Origin of the sequence: Pantoea sp. GD03673 (assembly GCF_029844725.1) — a bacterium.
Classification (GTDB): Bacteria; Pseudomonadota; Gammaproteobacteria; order Enterobacterales; family Enterobacteriaceae; genus Pantoea.
Window position 1 is genome coordinate 175,040 of record NZ_JAOCKJ010000005.1, and the last position, 16,256, is coordinate 191,295.

The following is a 16,256-nucleotide window of genomic DNA, read 5'->3' on the forward strand; positions in this document are numbered from 1 at the left end:
TATCAGTTACTCTTCTTTCCGCTGTTGGACGAACCTTTATCCTGAAGTTGCGACGGCACCAGGACGGTCGTGACGCGCTTGTTCTGGCCCTGACTGTAAGCCTGCATTTTCTGCTCTTTCACCAGGTAGGTGATGCGATCGCCTTTGATGTTACTGTCCTGCTGCTCAATGAATGCATTGCCGGTCAGTTCAACGAAATCGTTGGCCAGTTCGTAGTGCAGCTTAGCGGCATGACCCTGCACGGGCTTGCCGCTGTCCTGCATCTGATAGAAAGTGGCAGGATTACCGTAGGCGTCAACGATGGTTTTCTTGCTGTCGCCGCCCGGACGCGTCACCACGACTTTATCCGCCGTGATTTTGATCGTGCCCTGCGTCACGATAACATTGCCGGTAAAGGTCGCGACGTTGCCTTGCAAATCCAGCGCCTGATTCTGCGAGTCAATATTGACGGGCTTGTCCGAGTCACCGGTCAGGGCCAGCGCCGGAACGGTGGTTGCCAGTAACATGCTGGCCAGCAGAATCTTCAGGCTATTTTTGTTCATTTTGAATTTCATAAGAGGTTTTGACCTTCTCGATTAACTCGGCGTTTTTTGTCCGTAAATTGCCGCGCATTTTCATGCCGGTGGAGTTAAAGCTGCGGCCATACAATGTCACCTGGTCATCAGAGGTAACGTCCTGAGTGACAAGGTTAATCCGGGCGTTATCAGTTTTGATCCGCTCAAGCTGCGAATCCTGCGTCAGCGTATTCAGCTCAACATGTCCATACAGATAAAGCATACGATCTTTGGTGAGCTTTGCTTTATCTGCGCGTAACGTCCAGGTGGGAACTTTGTTCTCATCAAAGGTGGTCATCACCGGCTTGTCGAACCAGCTCAGCTCGTCATCCGAGAAATAGGTCACTTTGTCAGAGACCAGTTTATATGAGAGCCCGCCCTGCGGGTTATACACCACAGTGTGAGAATCATCACTGGTATAGGTCGGTGCCTGGCTGTTTGTCCCGACTGGCGTGCCATCGCCATCCTGGTTAGTAAGATTCCAGCCGATCAAAACCAGTGCAATCAAGGTCAGAATCAGCGTTATCCAACGCCTGCTTTTACTCATACTGATTGCCCTTTGGCATCCTCAAATTTGTTCTGCGCCATTAAGATCAGGTCACATACTTCGCGAACCGCGCCGCGTCCACCCGCAATTCGCGTGACATACTGCGCTCGCGGCAACAGGATTGGATGTGCATCCGCCACCGCCACGCTTAATCCCACTTTTGCCATAACCGGCCAGTCGATCAGATCGTCACCAATGTAGGCGACCTGCTCGTCAGAGAGAGACAGTTTATCCAGAAGTTCGCGATAGGCCAAAAGCTTATCCGATTGTCCCTGATAAAGATGACGGATGCCGAGCGTTTTGCAGCGATCTTCCATCAGACGGGCATTGCGGCCGGTAATAATAGCCACTTCCACATCGGAGGTCAGCAAACAGCGTATACCGTAACCATCCCGCACGTTAAAGGCTTTCAGCTCTTCGCCGTTATTTCCCATGTAGATCACCCCGTCGGACATCACGCCATCCACGTCGCAGATCAGCAGACGAATGCGGCTGGCGCGCGCCATGACCTCAGCACTGACCGGGCCATAGCAGGTGTCAATCGGGGGAGTTGCCTGTTGCATTTTCTCTTCCTGTTCAGACTACGCCAGCGCGCAGCATGTCATGCATATGTACCACACCGAGCAGATGGTCGTCATCGGCCACCAGAATCGACGTAATGTTTTTGGTCTGCATCAGGTTCAGGGCTTCAACCGCCAGCATATTCGGCCGGACGCGAATGCCACCTGGCGTCATCACTTCGCCGATGGTGGCGCGCTGAAAATCGATGCCCATGTCAAAGATGCGGCGCAGGTCACCATCGGTAAAAATACCTTCAATTTTCATCAGGCTGTCGACAATCACCGTCAGTCCCAGATTTTTGCGGGTAATCTCCAGTAGCGCATCACGCAGTGAAGCGTCACGGGTGACGTGCGGCAGCTCATCGCCACTGTGCATGATATCGTCTACATGCAGCAGCAGTTTGCGGCCCAGCGCACCGCCGGGGTGGGAGAGAGCAAAGTCTTCCGCTGTAAAGCCGCGTGCCTCAAGTAACGAAACCGCCAGCGCGTCGCCCATTACCAGCGTGGCTGTAGTGCTGGTGGTGGGAGCAAGACCTAACGGACAGGCTTCCTGCGGAACATGGACACACAGATGCACATCGGCAACCCGGCCCATCGCGCTGTCAGGGCGTCCGGTGATGCAAATCAGCGCAATATGCTGACGTTTTAACACCGGAATCAGCGCGAGGATTTCGTTCGACTCACCGCTGTTGGAGATGGCGATCACCACATCATTTTTGCTGACCATGCCCAGGTCGCCATGGCTGGCCTCGGCCGGGTGGACAAAAAAGGCAGGCGTACCGGTACTGGCAAAGGTTGCGGCCATTTTTTTTCCGATATGGCCAGATTTACCCATGCCCATTACCACCACTTTTCCCTGACAGGCGTAGATCAGGGCGCAGGCGCGGGCGAAATCGTCATTAATATATTGATCGAGCTGTTCCAGTCCTTCACGCTCAATGCGCAGGACGGTTTTTCCCGCCTGCTGGAAATCAAATGCTGTTGGTTGCTGATATGACATAGTGAGTCTGTCCTTGTTAGCCGTCCATGAATGCCGGCTGCATCCACAGCAGCGTCACCCAGACGAAGAAACCACAGAGTAAAATCAGGCCATTGATGCGGCCAACGCGCCGGCGACGCAGCAGGCAGAGCAGGGCAAACAGCACGCTGACGCCCAGCATCACCCAGTAATCACGGGCAAAGGCGTGATAGTCGATACTGCCGGGATGAATCAGCGCCGGCAGGCCCAGCACAATGGCAATATTATAAATGTTGGCACCGATAAGGTTGCCGATCGCGATATCATCTTCGCCTTTCAGTGCGCCAGCGATCACCGTCGCCAGCTCGGGCAGGCTGGTGCCCACGGCGATGAGCGTCAGGCCCATCACCAGTTCACTGACGCCAAAGTAGTCGGCAAAGGCCGTGGCATTATCGATCACCATCCGGGTCGACATTGGCAGAATAATCAGGGCGACGGCCAGCCAGAGAAAGGCCACCGTGTTTCCGCTCTCTTCGCGAGGCAGCTCGGCCAGCTGTTCGCGGGTCAGGGTGTCGTTGTTGTCCCGTTCGGCTTTCCGCGCAATCCGAATCACCACCATCAGATAAATAGCGGCAATGGCGATAAGGCCAATTCCATCCAGTCGACTAAGCTGATTGTCAAACAGCATGAATCCGCTGAGCAGGGTGACCAGCAACATCAACGGCAGCTCACGGCGTATCAGATTAGAATGGACGCTAAGTGGATGCATTAGCGCAGCGGCACCCAGAATCAGTAAAATATTGGTAATATTCGAGCCGAGCGCGGTGCCAACAGCCAAATCCATCTGGCCATGCTGCGCCGCAGAAAAGGAGAGAATCATCTCGGGCAGTGAGGTGCCGATGCTGACAACGGTCATGCCAATGATCAAAGGCGGGATGCCAAATGATCGACACAATATAGAGGCGCTAAACACCAGACGATCGGCACCATATGCCAGTAAAAGCAAACCGATAATCAGCAGTGCAGAAGCTACGAACATGAAAAATCCTTGCATAAAAACCCAGGCCGGCAATGCCTTTCCCGACCGGTTAAAGGTTCTGTTTGGCGAGACAGGCGCTGATTTTGACCGCCTGAACGGCAAAAGTAAATTTTATGACCATTTTCGCCAAATCTTAGCGGTAAGTTTCTGTAAAGCTATCGTGAATCAGGACCGAACAGGCTACCATCGTACCCCATGTTTACGCCCGATCCTTACAAGAGGTAATAATGACCCAGCAGCAAACGAATCTGGTTGAGGTTCGTGGCGTGAGTTTTTCGCGCGGAGATCGCACCATCTTCGACGACATTTCGCTGACCGTGCCGAAAGGCAAAGTAACGGCGATAATGGGACCGTCGGGGATAGGGAAAACCACTCTGCTACGCTTGATTGGGGGGCAACTTCAGCCGACCCGCGGTGACATCTTTTTCCGGGGCGAAAACATTCCGTCATTGTCGCGCGCTAAATTATACGAAGCGCGTAAGAAGATGAGCATGCTGTTCCAGTCCGGCGCCTTGTTTACTGACTTAACGGTCTATGAAAATGTCGCCTGGCCGCTGCGTGAACATACCCGTCTTCCCGCCCCCATTCTGCACAGCACGGTATTAATGAAGCTGGAAGCGGTAGGGCTGCGTGGCGCAGCCCAGCTGAAACCGGCTGAGCTGTCGGGCGGCATGGCGCGTCGTGTGGCACTGGCGCGCGCGATTGCGCTTGAGCCGGAACTGATCATGTTCGATGAGCCTTTTGTCGGTCAGGATCCCATCACCATGGGCGTGCTGGTCAAACTCATTGATGAACTGAATCATGCTCTGGGCCTGACCTGTATTGTGGTCTCGCACGACGTACCGGAAGTACTGAGTATTGCGGACTATGCCTATATCGTGGCCGGACAAAAAATTATCGCACACGGCACCACGCCGGAACTGCGAGAGAACAATGACCCGCGCGTCCGCCAGTTTATTGATGGCGATGCGGATGGTCCGGTTCCCTTCCGTTTTCCTGCCGGCGACTATCTCGCTGATTTAACCGGCTCAGGGAGTAACTAAACAGATGGTCTTGAAGGCGCTGGCGTCATTCGGTCGTCAGGGAATTGAAACGTGCGCCAGTTTTGGACGCGCAGGATTAATGCTGTTTCACGCGCTGGTAGGAAAACCCGCGTTCCGCAGGCACTCGCCGCTACTGATCAAACAGCTCTATAGTGTTGGCGTGTTGTCGTTACTGATTATTGTGGTTTCGGGCCTGTTTATCGGCATGGTACTCGGACTGCAGGGCTATCTGGTACTGACCACTTACGGTGCCGAAACCAGCCTGGGTATGCTGGTGGCGCTGTCGTTGCTGCGAGAGCTGGGGCCGGTCGTGACCGCACTGCTGTTTGCCGGACGGGCAGGTTCAGCACTGACTGCTGAAATTGGCCTGATGAAAGCCACTGAACAGCTCTCCAGTATGGAGATGATGGCGGTGGACCCGTTGCGCCGCGTCGTGTCGCCGCGCTTCTGGGCAGGGTTTATCAGTATGCCGCTGCTCGCCCTGATTTTTACCGCTGTTGGCATCGCTGGCGGTGCGCTGGTGGGGGTGAGCTGGAAGGGAATCGATCCCGGCTTCTTCTGGTCAGCGATGCAGAATGCGGTCGACTTCCGCACCGATGTCGTTAACTGCATCATCAAAAGCGCCGTATTTGCCGTGACGGTTACCTGGATTGCCCTTTTTAATGGCTATGACGCGATTCCCACTTCTGAAGGGATCAGTCGCGCGACAACGCGTACCGTAGTACATGCTTCACTGGCAGTGCTCGGGTTGGATTTTGTGCTGACAGCACTGATGTTTGGGAATTGATGCAATGCAAAGCAAAAAAAGCGAAATCTGGGTTGGCATTTTTATGATTATGGCGTTAATCGCCGCATTGTTTCTCTGCCTGCGCGTCGCCGATTTGAAGTCGATGGGCACAGAGCCAACGTGGAAGCTCTACGCCACGTTTGACAATATTGGCGGCCTGAAAGCCAGTTCGCCGGTGAAAATCGGCGGTGTGGTGATTGGCCGGGTGACGGACATTGCGCTTGAACCGAAAACGCTGCTGCCGCGTGTCACGATGGAGATCAGCGATCAGTATGCGAATAAAATCTCTGATACCAGCTCGCTGGCGATTCGCACGCAGGGACTGCTGGGTGAGCAATTCCTGGCGCTGAATTTAGGCTTTGACGATCCGGAACTGGGTTCGGCGATGCTGAAAGATGGCGATACGCTGCGTGATACCAAGTCAGCCATGGTGCTCGAAGACCTGATCGGTCAGTTCCTGTATAAGAGCGGCGATAACAAACAAAACAGTGACAACAAGGATGCGCAGGAAGGCGGCAGTGCTGCGCCTGCGGCACCGGCTCAACCTTAAAGAAGAGGGTATACCATGTTTAAACGTTTACTGATGATTGCGATGCTGGTGGTTGCCGTACCGCTGACAGCGACTGCAGCCGATCAAAGCAATCCCTACAAGCTGATGAACGAAGCGGCGGAAAAGACGTTCTCCCGTCTGAAAAATGAGCAGCCGAAAATCAAGCAGAATCCCAACTACCTGCGTCAGATTGTGCGTCAGGAACTGCTGCCCTATGTGCAGATCAAATATGCGGGCGCGTTAGTACTGGGTCGCTACTATCGTGATTCGACCCCGGCGCAGCGTGAAGCCTATTTCAGCGCCTTTGGTGACTACCTGGCGCAGGCTTATGGTCAGGCACTGGCACTTTATAACGGTCAGAGCTACCAGATTCAGCCTGAGCAGCCGCTGGGCGATGCTAACATTGTCGCTATTCGGGTCTCAATTATCGATCCCAATGGTCGCCCACCGGTTCGCCTCGACTTCCAGTGGCGTAAAAACAGCCAGAGCGGTAACTGGCAGGCTTATGACATGATCGCCGAAGGCGTCAGCATGATCACCACTAAACAGAATGAGTGGAGCGATCTGTTACGTACTAAAGGGATTGATGGTCTGACGGCGCAACTGAAATCCTCTGCGGCACAGCCCATCACGCTGGATAAACAAAAATAATGCACGAATCGTTACGCTGGGAGCGGGAAGCCAGCACGCTATTACTGAAAGGCGAACTGGATCGCGACACGTTAATGAGCCTGTGGCAGCAACGTGACACGCTGATTAACGATGTGGATACGATCGACGTCGCAGGGCTGGAGCGTGTTGACTCTTCCGGTCTCGCCCTGCTGGTGCACCTGCGGGAAATCGCCCGGGCACAGGGCATTACGCCACGCTTTACGGGTATCAGCGACAAACTGCAGTCGCTGATTACGCTTTACAATCTGCAACAGATTATTGTTTCTGCGGATAAAAGCGCCTGATTTCCGGTTGTTATGCTAAGCCCCTGTTTTCAACAGGGGCTTTTGCGTATTTAAGAGTCAGTCGCTTTCCTCTACTATGTCAGCCTTATTATTATTAAGTGAAGTTAAGCCCAATGGAAAACAGTGAAATTCAGGCCGTGCTGATGGCCGCATTGCCTTTAGACGAAGTGCATGTGATGAGCAACGATGGCAGCCATTTTCAGGTGATCGCCGTAGGCGAACTGTTTGGCGAACTGAGCCGCGTCAAAAAGCAGCAGGCTGTTTACGCGCCGCTGATGGAATTCATCGCGGATAACCGCATGCATGCTGTCTCCATCAAAACCTATACTCCCGCTGAATGGGCGCGTGACCGTAAACTCAACGGTTTCTGATCCCGCAGCGTGGTGAACTCGCCGTGGGCGAGTCCCATCTTTAGCTAGTTAATTGAGAGCCGTGTTAATGGACAAATTTCGTGTGCAAGGCCCCACCCGCTTAAGTGGTGAAGTAACCATTTCCGGGGCGAAGAACGCCGCGCTTCCTATTCTGTTTGCTGCCCTGCTGGCTGAAGAGCCGGTAGAGATCCAGAATGTGCCAAAGCTGCGCGACATTGATACCACCATGAAGCTGCTGAGCCAGCTGGGTGCGAAGGTGGAGCGCAACGGTTCTGTGCATGTCGATGCCAGCGCGGTAGATGTATTTTGTGCGCCTTACGATCTGGTCAAAACCATGCGTGCCTCAATCTGGGCGCTGGGCCCGCTAGTGGCACGTTTTGGTCAGGGTCAGGTTTCGCTGCCGGGAGGCTGCGCGATTGGCGCGCGTCCGGTTGACCTGCACATCACCGGTCTGGAACAGCTGGGTGCCGAGATCAAGCTGGAAGAGGGCTACGTTAAAGCGTCAGTCAATGGCCGCCTGAAGGGTGCGCTGATTGTCATGGACAAAATCAGCGTCGGCGCGACCGTGACCATCATGAGTGCTGCGACGCTGGCGACCGGTACTACCGTGATTGAGAATGCGGCGCGTGAGCCGGAAATTGTCGATACTGCCAACTTCCTTAACACCCTGGGCGCTAAAATTACTGGTGCAGGCAGCGACAAAATCACCATCGAAGGTGTAGAGCGTCTGGGTGGCGGTGTCTACACCGTCCTGCCGGATCGTATCGAAACCGGTACTTTCCTGGTGGCTGCCGCCATTTCGGGCGGCAAAGTGATGTGCCACAAAACCCAGCCCGATACGCTGGATGCGGTACTGGCGAAGCTGCGTGATGCGGGTGCCGATATCGAAACCGGTGAAGACTGGATCAGTCTGGATATGCACGGCAAGCGACCAAAAGCGGTCAATGTTCGCACCGCACCGCATCCGGGGTTCCCGACCGATATGCAGGCGCAGTTCACCCTGTTAAACATGGTTGCGGAAGGCACCGGTGTGATTACCGAAACCATCTTCGAAAACCGTTTCATGCATATCCCGGAACTGATCCGTATGGGCGGACATGCTGAGATTGAAAGCAACACAGCGATCTGTCACGGGGTTGAAACCCTGTCAGGTGCGCAGGTGATGGCGACCGATCTGCGTGCGTCTGCCAGTCTGGTTCTGGCTGGCTGTATCGCAGAAGGAACGACGTTCGTTGATCGCATTTATCATATCGATCGTGGCTATGAGCACATCGAAGATAAGCTGAAAGCGATGGGCGCGAACATCGAGCGCGTCAGCGAAGAGTAATGCTGCAGGTGCGCTAAAATAGCCAGCCCTCCTGGGGGCTGGTTTTTTTTTGCCTGAGGCTTACCTGCGATCTCAGGCGTTATCCGTCTGTTCGGCAGGCGTACGGATGCGCTTTCGGCGATCCAGCAGACAGTGGGTAATCGGATCGTAATAGCGGCTGGGCCAGATTTCGCTGGGATGAACGGTGATCGCGTCGGCGATCAGCCATTCACCTTTGGGCCATGGACGCGTCAGCGCATTAGCCAGCGTGGATGAACTCAGACCAGCTGCGCGTGACAGCGCCGCCAGTGTCATACCACGCTTATGCAGCGCCGCGATAATGTCAGCCGGGTGCCAGTCTTCCTTTCTTTTTTGCATAACCTGTTCTCCTTTTCCTTGTCATTGCATCGTTCAGCGAGACGCTGGCCCTCCTTTTACGGTTATCTGGAAAGAGCGGGTATTTTATAGCAAATGTTTCCTGTTATTTTCCAGTAATATTTGGATCCAGCGTCTGGTCTGTGTGACAGCACGCAACAGGAGTGCAACAGCGAAGAAGGAACAGGAAGAAATGAGAGCAGGGCGATAAAAACGGAGCCAGAAAGGCTCCGTGAGGGATCAGAAGTCGCGCTGAACTGACATATGCGCAAGCGACTCCAGCGCGCTGCGCCAGGGCGATTCGGGCAGAATCCGCAAGGCTTCAATCGCTTTATCCGCTTCCTGTTCGGCGCGGCTGCGGGTCCATTCCAGTGAACCACACTGATTCATCGCTTCCAGCACTGGCTCCAGCAGATGACGGCCATTTCCCTGCTCAATGGCTTCACGTATCATCTTCGCCTGTTCAGGCGAGCCATGCTGCATGGCATGCAGCAGCGGCAGCGTCGGCTTGCCTTCACTCAGGTCATCGCCGGTATTTTTGCCCAGCGTCTCACCGTCAGCGCTGTAATCCAGTAAATCGTCAATTAACTGGAAAGCAGTACCCAGATAACGCCCATAATCCTGCAGCGCTTTTTCCTCTTCGGGTGTGGCTTCAGCCAGTATTGCAGAGGCCTGCGAGGCCGCTTCAAACAGGCGCGCGGTCTTGCTGTAAATCACGCGCATGTAGCTCTCTTCGGTGATGTCGGGATCGTTAACGTTCATCAGCTGCAGCACTTCGCCCTCAGCAATAACGTTTACCGCCTCTGACATCAGCGCCAGGATACGCAGCGACCCCATGCTGGTCATCATCTGGAAGGCGCGGGTGTAAATAAAGTCACCGACCAGCACGCTTGCCGCATTGCCAAACGCCGCGTTTGCGGTCGCTTTGCCACGACGCATATCGGATTCATCCACGACATCGTCATGCAGCAGCGTGGCGGTGTGGATAAATTCGATCAGCGCCGCATTGGTCACGTGCAGGTCGCCCTTGTAGCCCATGGCACGTGCAGATAGCACGGCAATCATGGGACGGATACGCTTGCCCCCACCACTGATGATGTAGTAGCCCAACTGGTTGATGAGCGAGACATCTGAATTCAGCTGGTCGAGGATGGTCTGGTTAACGGCAGCCATATCCTGTGCGGTTAATTCATTAATCTGTTCTAAGTTCATTCGTCTTTTCAGCTATGACTCGTTATCTCTGCCATGGTAAGTGGTTTACCCAGCCAGCGTTCAGGTAATCTGTTACTGATTGTACTTGAATTTTGTGCCTGAGAAACGGTTGCATTCAGCCTGTGTTTTTTTTCTGCAAGAGTGTGCAAAGTGCTCTTGTCTTCTTCTGGAGTTTTGCGTAGAATTCGCGCCCTATTGTGAATATTTAGCGCGCCGCCTGATGAACTAAAAGGCAAGCGCAGAAGCGGAGTTTTATATGTACGCGGTTTTCCAAAGTGGTGGTAAACAACACCGAGTAAGCGAAGGTCAGACCGTTCGCCTGGAAAAGCTGGACATCGCAACCGGTGAAACGATTGAGTTTGACCAGGTTCTGATGATTGCTAATGGCGAAGACGTGAAAATCGGCGCGCCACTGGTTTCAGGCGGAATGATCAAGGCAGAAGTTGTTGCTCACGGTCGTGGCGAAAAAATTAAGATTGTTAAGTTTCGTCGTCGTAAGCACTACCGTAAGCAAGCAGGCCATCGCCAGTGGTTCACTGATGTGAAAATCACTGGTATCACGGCGTAAGAGGAGATCTGACAAATGGCACATAAAAAGGCTGGTGGTTCGACTCGAAATGGTCGTGACTCCAATGCAAAACGTCTGGGTGTAAAACGTTTCGGTGGCGAATCTGTTCTGGCAGGTAGCATCATCGTTCGTCAGCGTGGCACCAAATTCCACGCCGGTACCAATGTAGGTTGTGGTCGTGACCACACCCTGTTTGCTACCGCAGACGGTAAAGTACAGTTCGAAGTTAAAGGTCCGAACAACCGTAAATACATCAGCATCGTTGCTGAGTAAGGTTGTCGTGACGCAGACGTTTAACGTCTGAACGCACGAATTGAAGGCCCCGCAGCTCCTGCGGGGCTTTTTACATTCTGCGGTCTGTCGCGGTAAAAGCGACGCATCACAAAAGTTTGCTGTACACTTTATGTACGCACTGGCGAAAGCCAATCCTGATTTATCCGCCGCTGGTCAGCGCAGAAGACCCTGGCGGACCCGTCTGCAGAGTGCTGCAGGCGATTGTGTGACGGAGATTGAAAATGAAGTTTGTTGATGAAGCGACAATTCTGGTCGTCGCCGGTGATGGCGGTAATGGTTGCGTCAGCTTCCGCCGCGAAAAATATATCCCGAGAGGCGGCCCTGACGGGGGTGATGGCGGTGACGGCGGTGACGTTTATCTGATCGCTGATGAAAACCTCAATACCCTTATCGATTATCGCTTCGAAAAATCTTTCCGCGCTGAGCGTGGGCAGAACGGCCAGAGCCGCGACTGTACCGGTAAACGTGGTAAAGATATCGAAGTTAAAGTGCCGGTCGGCACCCGGGTTATCGATCAGGGTACCGGTGAGACACTCGGCGATATGACGCGCCACGGCCAGAAACTGATGGTCGGCAAAGGCGGCTGGCATGGCCTGGGCAACACCCGTTTCAAATCGTCAGTGAACCGCAGTCCGCGCCAGAAAACCATGGGTACGCCGGGTGAAAAGCGCGACCTGCAGCTGGAGCTGATGCTGCTGGCAGATGTCGGGATGCTGGGCTTACCGAATGCCGGTAAATCGACCTTTATCCGTGCCGTATCGGCAGCCAAGCCTAAAGTGGCAGACTATCCGTTTACCACCCTGGTACCAAGCCTGGGCGTGGTGCGTATGGACAGCGAGCAGAGCTTCGTGGTGGCCGATATCCCTGGCCTGATTGAAGGCGCAGCAGAGGGCGCAGGCCTCGGCATTCGCTTCCTGAAGCACCTTGAGCGCTGCCGCGTGTTACTGCACCTGATCGACATCGACCCAATTGATGAGAGCGATCCGGTTGAAAATGCCCGCATCATTCTCGGCGAGCTGGAAAAGTACAGCGAGAAGCTGTTCAGCAAGCCACGCTGGCTGGTCTTCAACAAGATCGACCTGATCAGTGAGGAAGAGGCACAGTCACGGGCTAAAGCTGTTGCTGAAGCGCTGGGCTGGGAAGATAAGTATTACCTGATTTCTGCCGCAAGCCGTACCGGCGTCAACGAACTCTGCTGGGACGTGATGAGCTTCATCAACGCCAACCCGAAAGAAGCGGAGCTTGAAGAGAAGCAGCCGGAGAAAGTGGAGTTCATGTGGGATGATTACCACAAAGAAACCATTGAAAACACGGTCGAAGTAGAAGATGAAGAGTGGGACGACGACTGGGATGATGAAGACGACGAAGGCGTTGAAATCATCTATCAGCGTTAACAAAGCGCCTGCTACAGCGTGATATGTGATGCCCCCTTTCAGGCCTGAAAGGGGGCATCGTTCTTTCTGCCGTTAGCACATCACCGCTACGCTCAGCCGCGCACTGCAACACAGCTGATCCCGACTGTTGCGAATCTCTATATGCCAGCTCTGACTGCGCTTACCCAGATGCAGCGGACGGCACGTTCCCCGCACCAGACCTGCCGATACCGCACGATGATGGCTGGCATTAACGTCGACGCCGACCACACTGCAGCCTTCTTCCACGGCCAGGTAGCCGGCAATTGAGCCCATCGACTCTGCCAGCACCACGGACGCGCCGCCATGCAGCAACCCGAATGGCTGCTGCGTACGGGCATCGACCGGCATCGTCGCTTCCAGATAATCATCGCCGATAAGGGTAAATACGATCCCCAGATGTGCGACCAGTGAGTTCTCACCCAGCGCGTTCAGGGCGGGAAGATCAATGGATCGTTTCCAGATCGCGGTCATCATCAGGCTCCCAGCGTTGCGCCACCATCAACCACAATATCCTGTAGCGTCACATGGCTGGCAAGATCGGATGCGAGAAACAGGACGGTGGCCGCAATTTCCTGCGGCTGCGCGATTTTGCCCAGCGGAATACCCAGCTTGAACTGATCCGGGAAGCCCGCAATCATCTCCTGCTCGCCGGTCGGTGTGTGCCACAGGCTGCGCTGCATCGCCGTGTCAGTAGAGCCGGGCGAAACAATATTACAGCGCACGCCGTAAGGTGCCATTTCCAGACCCACGGTCAGACAGAGGCTGCGCAGCGCCGCTTTTGACGCCCCATACGCGGACATGCCGATACGCGGGGCGTGCGCCGAATTCGACGCGACGGTGACGATGGAACCGGCGCGCTGTTCGCGAAAGCGGGGCAGCGTCTGCTGGAACAGATTAAACGCGCCGCCCGCATTAACGTTAAGGCAGGCCTGCCAGTCAGCAAACGACAGCTCATCGGTGGCACCAATACGCAGAATACCGGCGGCGTTGACCAGCACATCAATGCGCGGCTGGGCGGCGAGCACCCGCTGACAAATCGTTTTTACCTGCGCCGGATCGGCAACATCCATGGTGTGACAGGGAAACGGATAGTCATGACCCTGAAACCGCTGATCAAAGGCCTCGACCTGCGCGCCAGCCTGGTGAAACGCCAGTGCCGTATGGTAGCCAATGCCCTGACCGGCACCGGTCACCCAGACGATTTTACCGCTGAAGTCGGATACGTGGCTCATTGCGCAGGCTCCCGCGACAGCAGCGCCCACCAGCCATCGATGCTCGGGTTTTTTGCCAGACTGACAAAATCGATGTCACGATGGACCTGACGCCAGCGTGCCGCCAGCGCCATCACACGTACCGAATCCAGACCGTAGTCGATCAGATTTTCGTCATCTTCCGGTACCTCATCATCTTCCAGCAGCGGCAGGATCAGCGCACGCAATTCGTCTTTACTGAGGGGGACAGGCATCAGATCGGCGGTCATCACCACTTTTCCGCTGCGACCCGCCGTGTAGGCCAGCGCCATCATATGTTCTTCACGGCTAAAGTCAGCCAGCGCATCGGCCACCATAAACGGCTGGATATTACGCATAAACGCGTCGGTGGCGGTGGTCAGGCAGCCGATGTGGGCATAGACGCCGGTGATGATCAGCTGATCGCGGCCCATCTCCTGAAGGATCGCCTCCAGCGGCGATCGGTGAAACGCACTGTAGCGCCACTTGGTCAGCACCTGATCGTGCTCATCCGGTGCCAGTGCCTCCACGATCTTCTGCTGATCGGGGTGTTTATTCAGACCCGGCCCCCACATATCGTTAAGTAACGCACGGTCTTCGTCGCTCTGTGCATTCGGCTGAGCGGTGTAAAACACCGGAATGCCCTTCGCTTTGCAGTAGTGACGCAGGCGGACAATGTTATCGACGACCTGCTCAACCAGCGGGCTGTTATCGCCCCAGAAGTTAAGAAAATAGCGCTGCATATCGTGGATCAGCAGGGCAGCACGGCCCGGCTCCAGCGTCCATTTCACCTTGTTGTTCGGCAGCTCGGAGGCGTCAGGAAGCGGGTAAGCGGTCAGTTGTGGAATAGCCATTAAAAAATCTCCGGACAGATCAGGCTTGAGTGCGTTGATCGGCAAGTTGTTGGCGCAGACGTTTTTTGTCCACCTTGCCGACCGCAGTCAGCGGCAGAGCCTCTACGCAGGTAATACGGTCGGGCAGCTTAAACTCGGCAACGCCCAGTTCACGCAGGTGACGACGCAGCGCCACCGGTTTCACCGGCTGCCGGGTGACAATAAAAGCACAGCTCTTTTCACCCATCAGCTCGTCGTGCATGGAGACCAGCGCCGCGTGAATCACATCCGCATGGCGCTGCAGCAGGTTTTCGATCTCTTCAGCTGCGATCTTTTCACCGCCCCGGTTGATCTGATCTTTCTCCCGGCCCTGCACAATGATATTGCCAGCGGGGGTGATCTCAACCAGATCGCCAGAGCAGTAAAAGCCCTGGTCATCAAAGCTGGCGGCGTTATGTTCCGGGCTGTTGTAGTAGCCACGGAACGTATAAGGGCCGCGTGTCATCAGGCGACCAACGGCACCGACCGGCAGCGGATTTCCCTGCTCGTCGGCGACCCAGACCTCGTCATCCGGGGAGACAGGGCGTCCCTGCGTGGTGAGAATGGTCTGTTCATCGTCATCCAGTCGGGTGTAGTTCACCAGACCTTCCGCCATACCAAACACCTGCTGCAGGGTACAGCCGATCTCGTTCTGGATGCGCGCAGCCAGCGTTTCGCCCAGCTTTGCGCCGCCGACCTGAATACGTTGCAGTGAGGCCAGTGCGGTATTGCTGCCCCATTCCTGCATCGCCTGCAGCCAGAGACTGACGGCGGGCGGAACCAGTCCGGTATCAGTCACCTGATGTTTTTCAATCAGCGGGAAACAGAGGGTTGCGCTGGGATCGGCGGCTAAAATCACCTGTCCGCCCGCGTAAAAAACGCCCAGCGCCCCCGGCGAACTCATCGGGAAGTTATGCGCAGCGGGCAGGGCAATGAGGTAACGGGTGTCTGCGGTAATACTGCAGATCACGTCACTTTCCCGGATGCTGTAGTAGTAATCATTGTGGGTACGCGGAATCAGTTTCGGGGTACCGGTGCTGCCGCCCGACAGCTGGAAAAAGGCGACTTCATCGCCTGCGGTCGGGGTTGCGATGAAGTCACCGGCGGGTTCAGCCAGCAGGGCGTCGAGACCGTTTTCCGCGTGTGCGTCATTCCGCAGGATGACCTGCTGGAGTGAATGTTGATCGTGGCAAAGCTGCGTAATAAAGGCGTCATCGGCAAACAGAGGGTGGCTGCGATCGGCAATTAACAGGCGCGGCGCGATCTGGCTGGCATAGGCGGCCAGCTCGGTGCGCTGATGGCTGAACAGGGCATTGACCGGGGCAACGCCGATTTTGAACAGAGCAAACAGCGTCAGGTAAAATTCCGCCACGTTGCCAAGCTGTACCAGTGCGGTATCGCCAGGCTTCAGGCCACGACGCTGCAATGCTGCGGCCAGATTGTCACTCAGTGAGGCCAGCTGGCGATAGGAAAATTGCCGGTCGCCATCAATTACTGCCACGCACTCGCTGTCGCGGTGACGTTCCAGGATGTCGGTCATCGGCAGATCGAGCCAGTACCCTTTTTCACGGTAACGCGCAGCCAGATCGTCCGGCCAGCGGCTGTAGGAAATTGTCATAC

Annotated in this window: 22 protein-coding genes; 11 read left to right on the forward strand and 11 right to left on the reverse strand. The window is 55.2% G+C overall.

All coding sequences use genetic code 11. The features are described 5' to 3' along the window. Positions 1–2 precede the first annotated feature (2 nt). Genes lptA through N5J69_RS11180 form a run of 5 tightly spaced genes read right to left on the reverse strand, consistent with a single transcriptional unit; the run spans position 3 to position 3,658 of the window. A complete protein-coding gene (gene lptA / locus N5J69_RS11160; protein ID WP_279770313.1) occupies positions 3–554 on the reverse strand; it encodes a lipopolysaccharide ABC transporter substrate-binding protein LptA in 552 nt (183 codons plus the stop codon). Then, on the reverse strand, positions 529–1,101 hold the full coding sequence (lptC, locus tag N5J69_RS11165) for an LPS export ABC transporter periplasmic protein LptC (RefSeq protein ID WP_279770314.1): 573 nt from the start codon (positions 1,099–1,101) through the stop codon (positions 529–531). The genes lptA and lptC overlap by 26 nt, the downstream gene beginning before the upstream one ends. Continuing rightward, positions 1,098–1,664 carry a 3-deoxy-manno-octulosonate-8-phosphatase KdsC gene (gene kdsC, locus N5J69_RS11170; RefSeq protein ID WP_279770316.1) on the reverse strand — a complete coding sequence of 189 codons (567 nt, stop codon included), beginning with the start codon at positions 1,662–1,664 and terminating at the stop codon, positions 1,098–1,100. Before kdsC ends, lptC begins: the two co-directional genes overlap by 4 nt. Before the next feature lie 13 nt (positions 1,665–1,677). Then, positions 1,678–2,661: an arabinose-5-phosphate isomerase KdsD gene (gene kdsD / locus N5J69_RS11175; protein WP_279770318.1), complete on the reverse strand. Its 984-nt coding sequence runs from the start codon at positions 2,659–2,661 to the stop codon at positions 1,678–1,680. A gap of 16 nt (positions 2,662–2,677) precedes the next feature. Next, entirely contained in the window at positions 2,678–3,658 is a 981-nt protein-coding gene (locus N5J69_RS11180) for a calcium/sodium antiporter (RefSeq protein ID WP_098051693.1), read from the reverse strand. Here N5J69_RS11180 and N5J69_RS11185 point away from each other — a divergent pair. From N5J69_RS11185 to murA, 8 genes are all read left to right on the forward strand, one after another. After that, positions 3,657–3,914: a hypothetical protein gene (locus N5J69_RS11185; RefSeq protein ID WP_279770321.1), complete on the forward strand. Its 258-nt coding sequence runs from the start codon at positions 3,657–3,659 to the stop codon at positions 3,912–3,914. The two genes, N5J69_RS11180 and N5J69_RS11185, sit on opposite strands and share 2 nt — an antisense overlap. After that, positions 3,886–4,701, forward strand: coding sequence for a phospholipid ABC transporter ATP-binding protein MlaF (mlaF, locus tag N5J69_RS11190; RefSeq protein ID WP_279770322.1), 816 nt, complete (start codon positions 3,886–3,888; stop codon positions 4,699–4,701). The genes N5J69_RS11185 and mlaF overlap by 29 nt, the downstream gene beginning before the upstream one ends. Positions 4,702–4,705: 4 nt before the next feature. Next, positions 4,706–5,488 carry a lipid asymmetry maintenance ABC transporter permease subunit MlaE gene (mlaE, locus tag N5J69_RS11195; RefSeq protein ID WP_033731283.1) on the forward strand — a complete coding sequence of 261 codons (783 nt, stop codon included), beginning with the start codon at positions 4,706–4,708 and terminating at the stop codon, positions 5,486–5,488. A gap of 4 nt (positions 5,489–5,492) precedes the next feature. Beyond that, complete coding sequence (mlaD, locus tag N5J69_RS11200; protein WP_279770323.1) at positions 5,493–6,038, forward strand: outer membrane lipid asymmetry maintenance protein MlaD; 546 nt, start codon at positions 5,493–5,495, stop codon at positions 6,036–6,038. 15 nt (positions 6,039–6,053) lie between these two features. Continuing rightward, positions 6,054–6,689, forward strand: coding sequence for a phospholipid-binding protein MlaC (mlaC, locus tag N5J69_RS11205; protein WP_279770325.1), 636 nt, complete (start codon positions 6,054–6,056; stop codon positions 6,687–6,689). Beyond that, complete coding sequence (gene mlaB / locus N5J69_RS11210) at positions 6,689–6,994, forward strand: lipid asymmetry maintenance protein MlaB (protein ID WP_279770327.1); 306 nt, start codon at positions 6,689–6,691, stop codon at positions 6,992–6,994. The genes mlaC and mlaB overlap by 1 nt, the downstream gene beginning before the upstream one ends. A gap of 113 nt (positions 6,995–7,107) precedes the next feature. After that, the gene (gene ibaG / locus N5J69_RS11215; RefSeq protein WP_003851098.1) at positions 7,108–7,365 is read left to right on the forward strand and encodes a BolA family iron metabolism protein IbaG; all 258 of its coding nucleotides are present in this window, start codon (positions 7,108–7,110) and stop codon (positions 7,363–7,365) included. A gap of 67 nt (positions 7,366–7,432) precedes the next feature. Further along, the gene (gene murA / locus N5J69_RS11220; RefSeq protein ID WP_279770329.1) at positions 7,433–8,692 is read left to right on the forward strand and encodes a UDP-N-acetylglucosamine 1-carboxyvinyltransferase; all 1,260 of its coding nucleotides are present in this window, start codon (positions 7,433–7,435) and stop codon (positions 8,690–8,692) included. A 72-nt stretch (positions 8,693–8,764) separates the two neighbouring features. On the opposite strand, the gene N5J69_RS11225 is transcribed toward murA, so the two are convergent. Further along, positions 8,765–9,049: a helix-turn-helix transcriptional regulator gene (locus N5J69_RS11225; protein ID WP_279770331.1), complete on the reverse strand. Its 285-nt coding sequence runs from the start codon at positions 9,047–9,049 to the stop codon at positions 8,765–8,767. A gap of 237 nt (positions 9,050–9,286) precedes the next feature. After that, positions 9,287–10,258, reverse strand: a complete 972-nt coding sequence (ispB, locus tag N5J69_RS11230) for an octaprenyl diphosphate synthase (RefSeq protein ID WP_008925415.1) — start codon at positions 10,256–10,258, stop codon at positions 9,287–9,289. 256 nt (positions 10,259–10,514) lie between these two features. Here ispB and rplU point away from each other — a divergent pair, with 256 nt between their 5' ends. From rplU to cgtA, 3 genes are all read left to right on the forward strand, one after another. After that, on the forward strand, positions 10,515–10,826 hold the full coding sequence (gene rplU, locus N5J69_RS11235; protein ID WP_008925416.1) for a 50S ribosomal protein L21: 312 nt from the start codon (positions 10,515–10,517) through the stop codon (positions 10,824–10,826). Between the two features lie 15 nt (positions 10,827–10,841). After that, complete coding sequence (gene rpmA, locus N5J69_RS11240; protein ID WP_003851093.1) at positions 10,842–11,099, forward strand: 50S ribosomal protein L27; 258 nt, start codon at positions 10,842–10,844, stop codon at positions 11,097–11,099. 242 nt (positions 11,100–11,341) lie between these two features. Then, positions 11,342–12,514 (forward strand): Obg family GTPase CgtA, encoded by a 1,173-nt coding sequence (gene cgtA, locus N5J69_RS11245; RefSeq protein WP_279770334.1) that lies wholly within the window; start codon positions 11,342–11,344, stop codon positions 12,512–12,514. Between the two features lie 72 nt (positions 12,515–12,586). On the opposite strand, the gene N5J69_RS11250 is transcribed toward cgtA, so the two are convergent. The 4 genes from N5J69_RS11250 to N5J69_RS11265 are packed head-to-tail and all read right to left on the reverse strand — an operon-like array spanning position 12,587 to position 16,254. Beyond that, a complete protein-coding gene (locus tag N5J69_RS11250) occupies positions 12,587–13,006 on the reverse strand; it encodes a hotdog fold thioesterase (protein ID WP_279770661.1) in 420 nt (139 codons plus the stop codon). A gap of 2 nt (positions 13,007–13,008) precedes the next feature. Then, positions 13,009–13,767, reverse strand: a complete 759-nt coding sequence (gene dhbA, locus N5J69_RS11255; protein ID WP_279770336.1) for a 2,3-dihydro-2,3-dihydroxybenzoate dehydrogenase — start codon at positions 13,765–13,767, stop codon at positions 13,009–13,011. Beyond that, complete coding sequence (locus tag N5J69_RS11260; RefSeq protein WP_279770338.1) at positions 13,764–14,618, reverse strand: isochorismatase family protein; 855 nt, start codon at positions 14,616–14,618, stop codon at positions 13,764–13,766. The genes dhbA and N5J69_RS11260 overlap by 4 nt, the downstream gene beginning before the upstream one ends. A gap of 19 nt (positions 14,619–14,637) precedes the next feature. Continuing rightward, positions 14,638–16,254 (reverse strand): (2,3-dihydroxybenzoyl)adenylate synthase, encoded by a 1,617-nt coding sequence (locus N5J69_RS11265; RefSeq protein WP_279770340.1) that lies wholly within the window; start codon positions 16,252–16,254, stop codon positions 14,638–14,640. Positions 16,255–16,256: the final 2 nt, after the last annotated feature.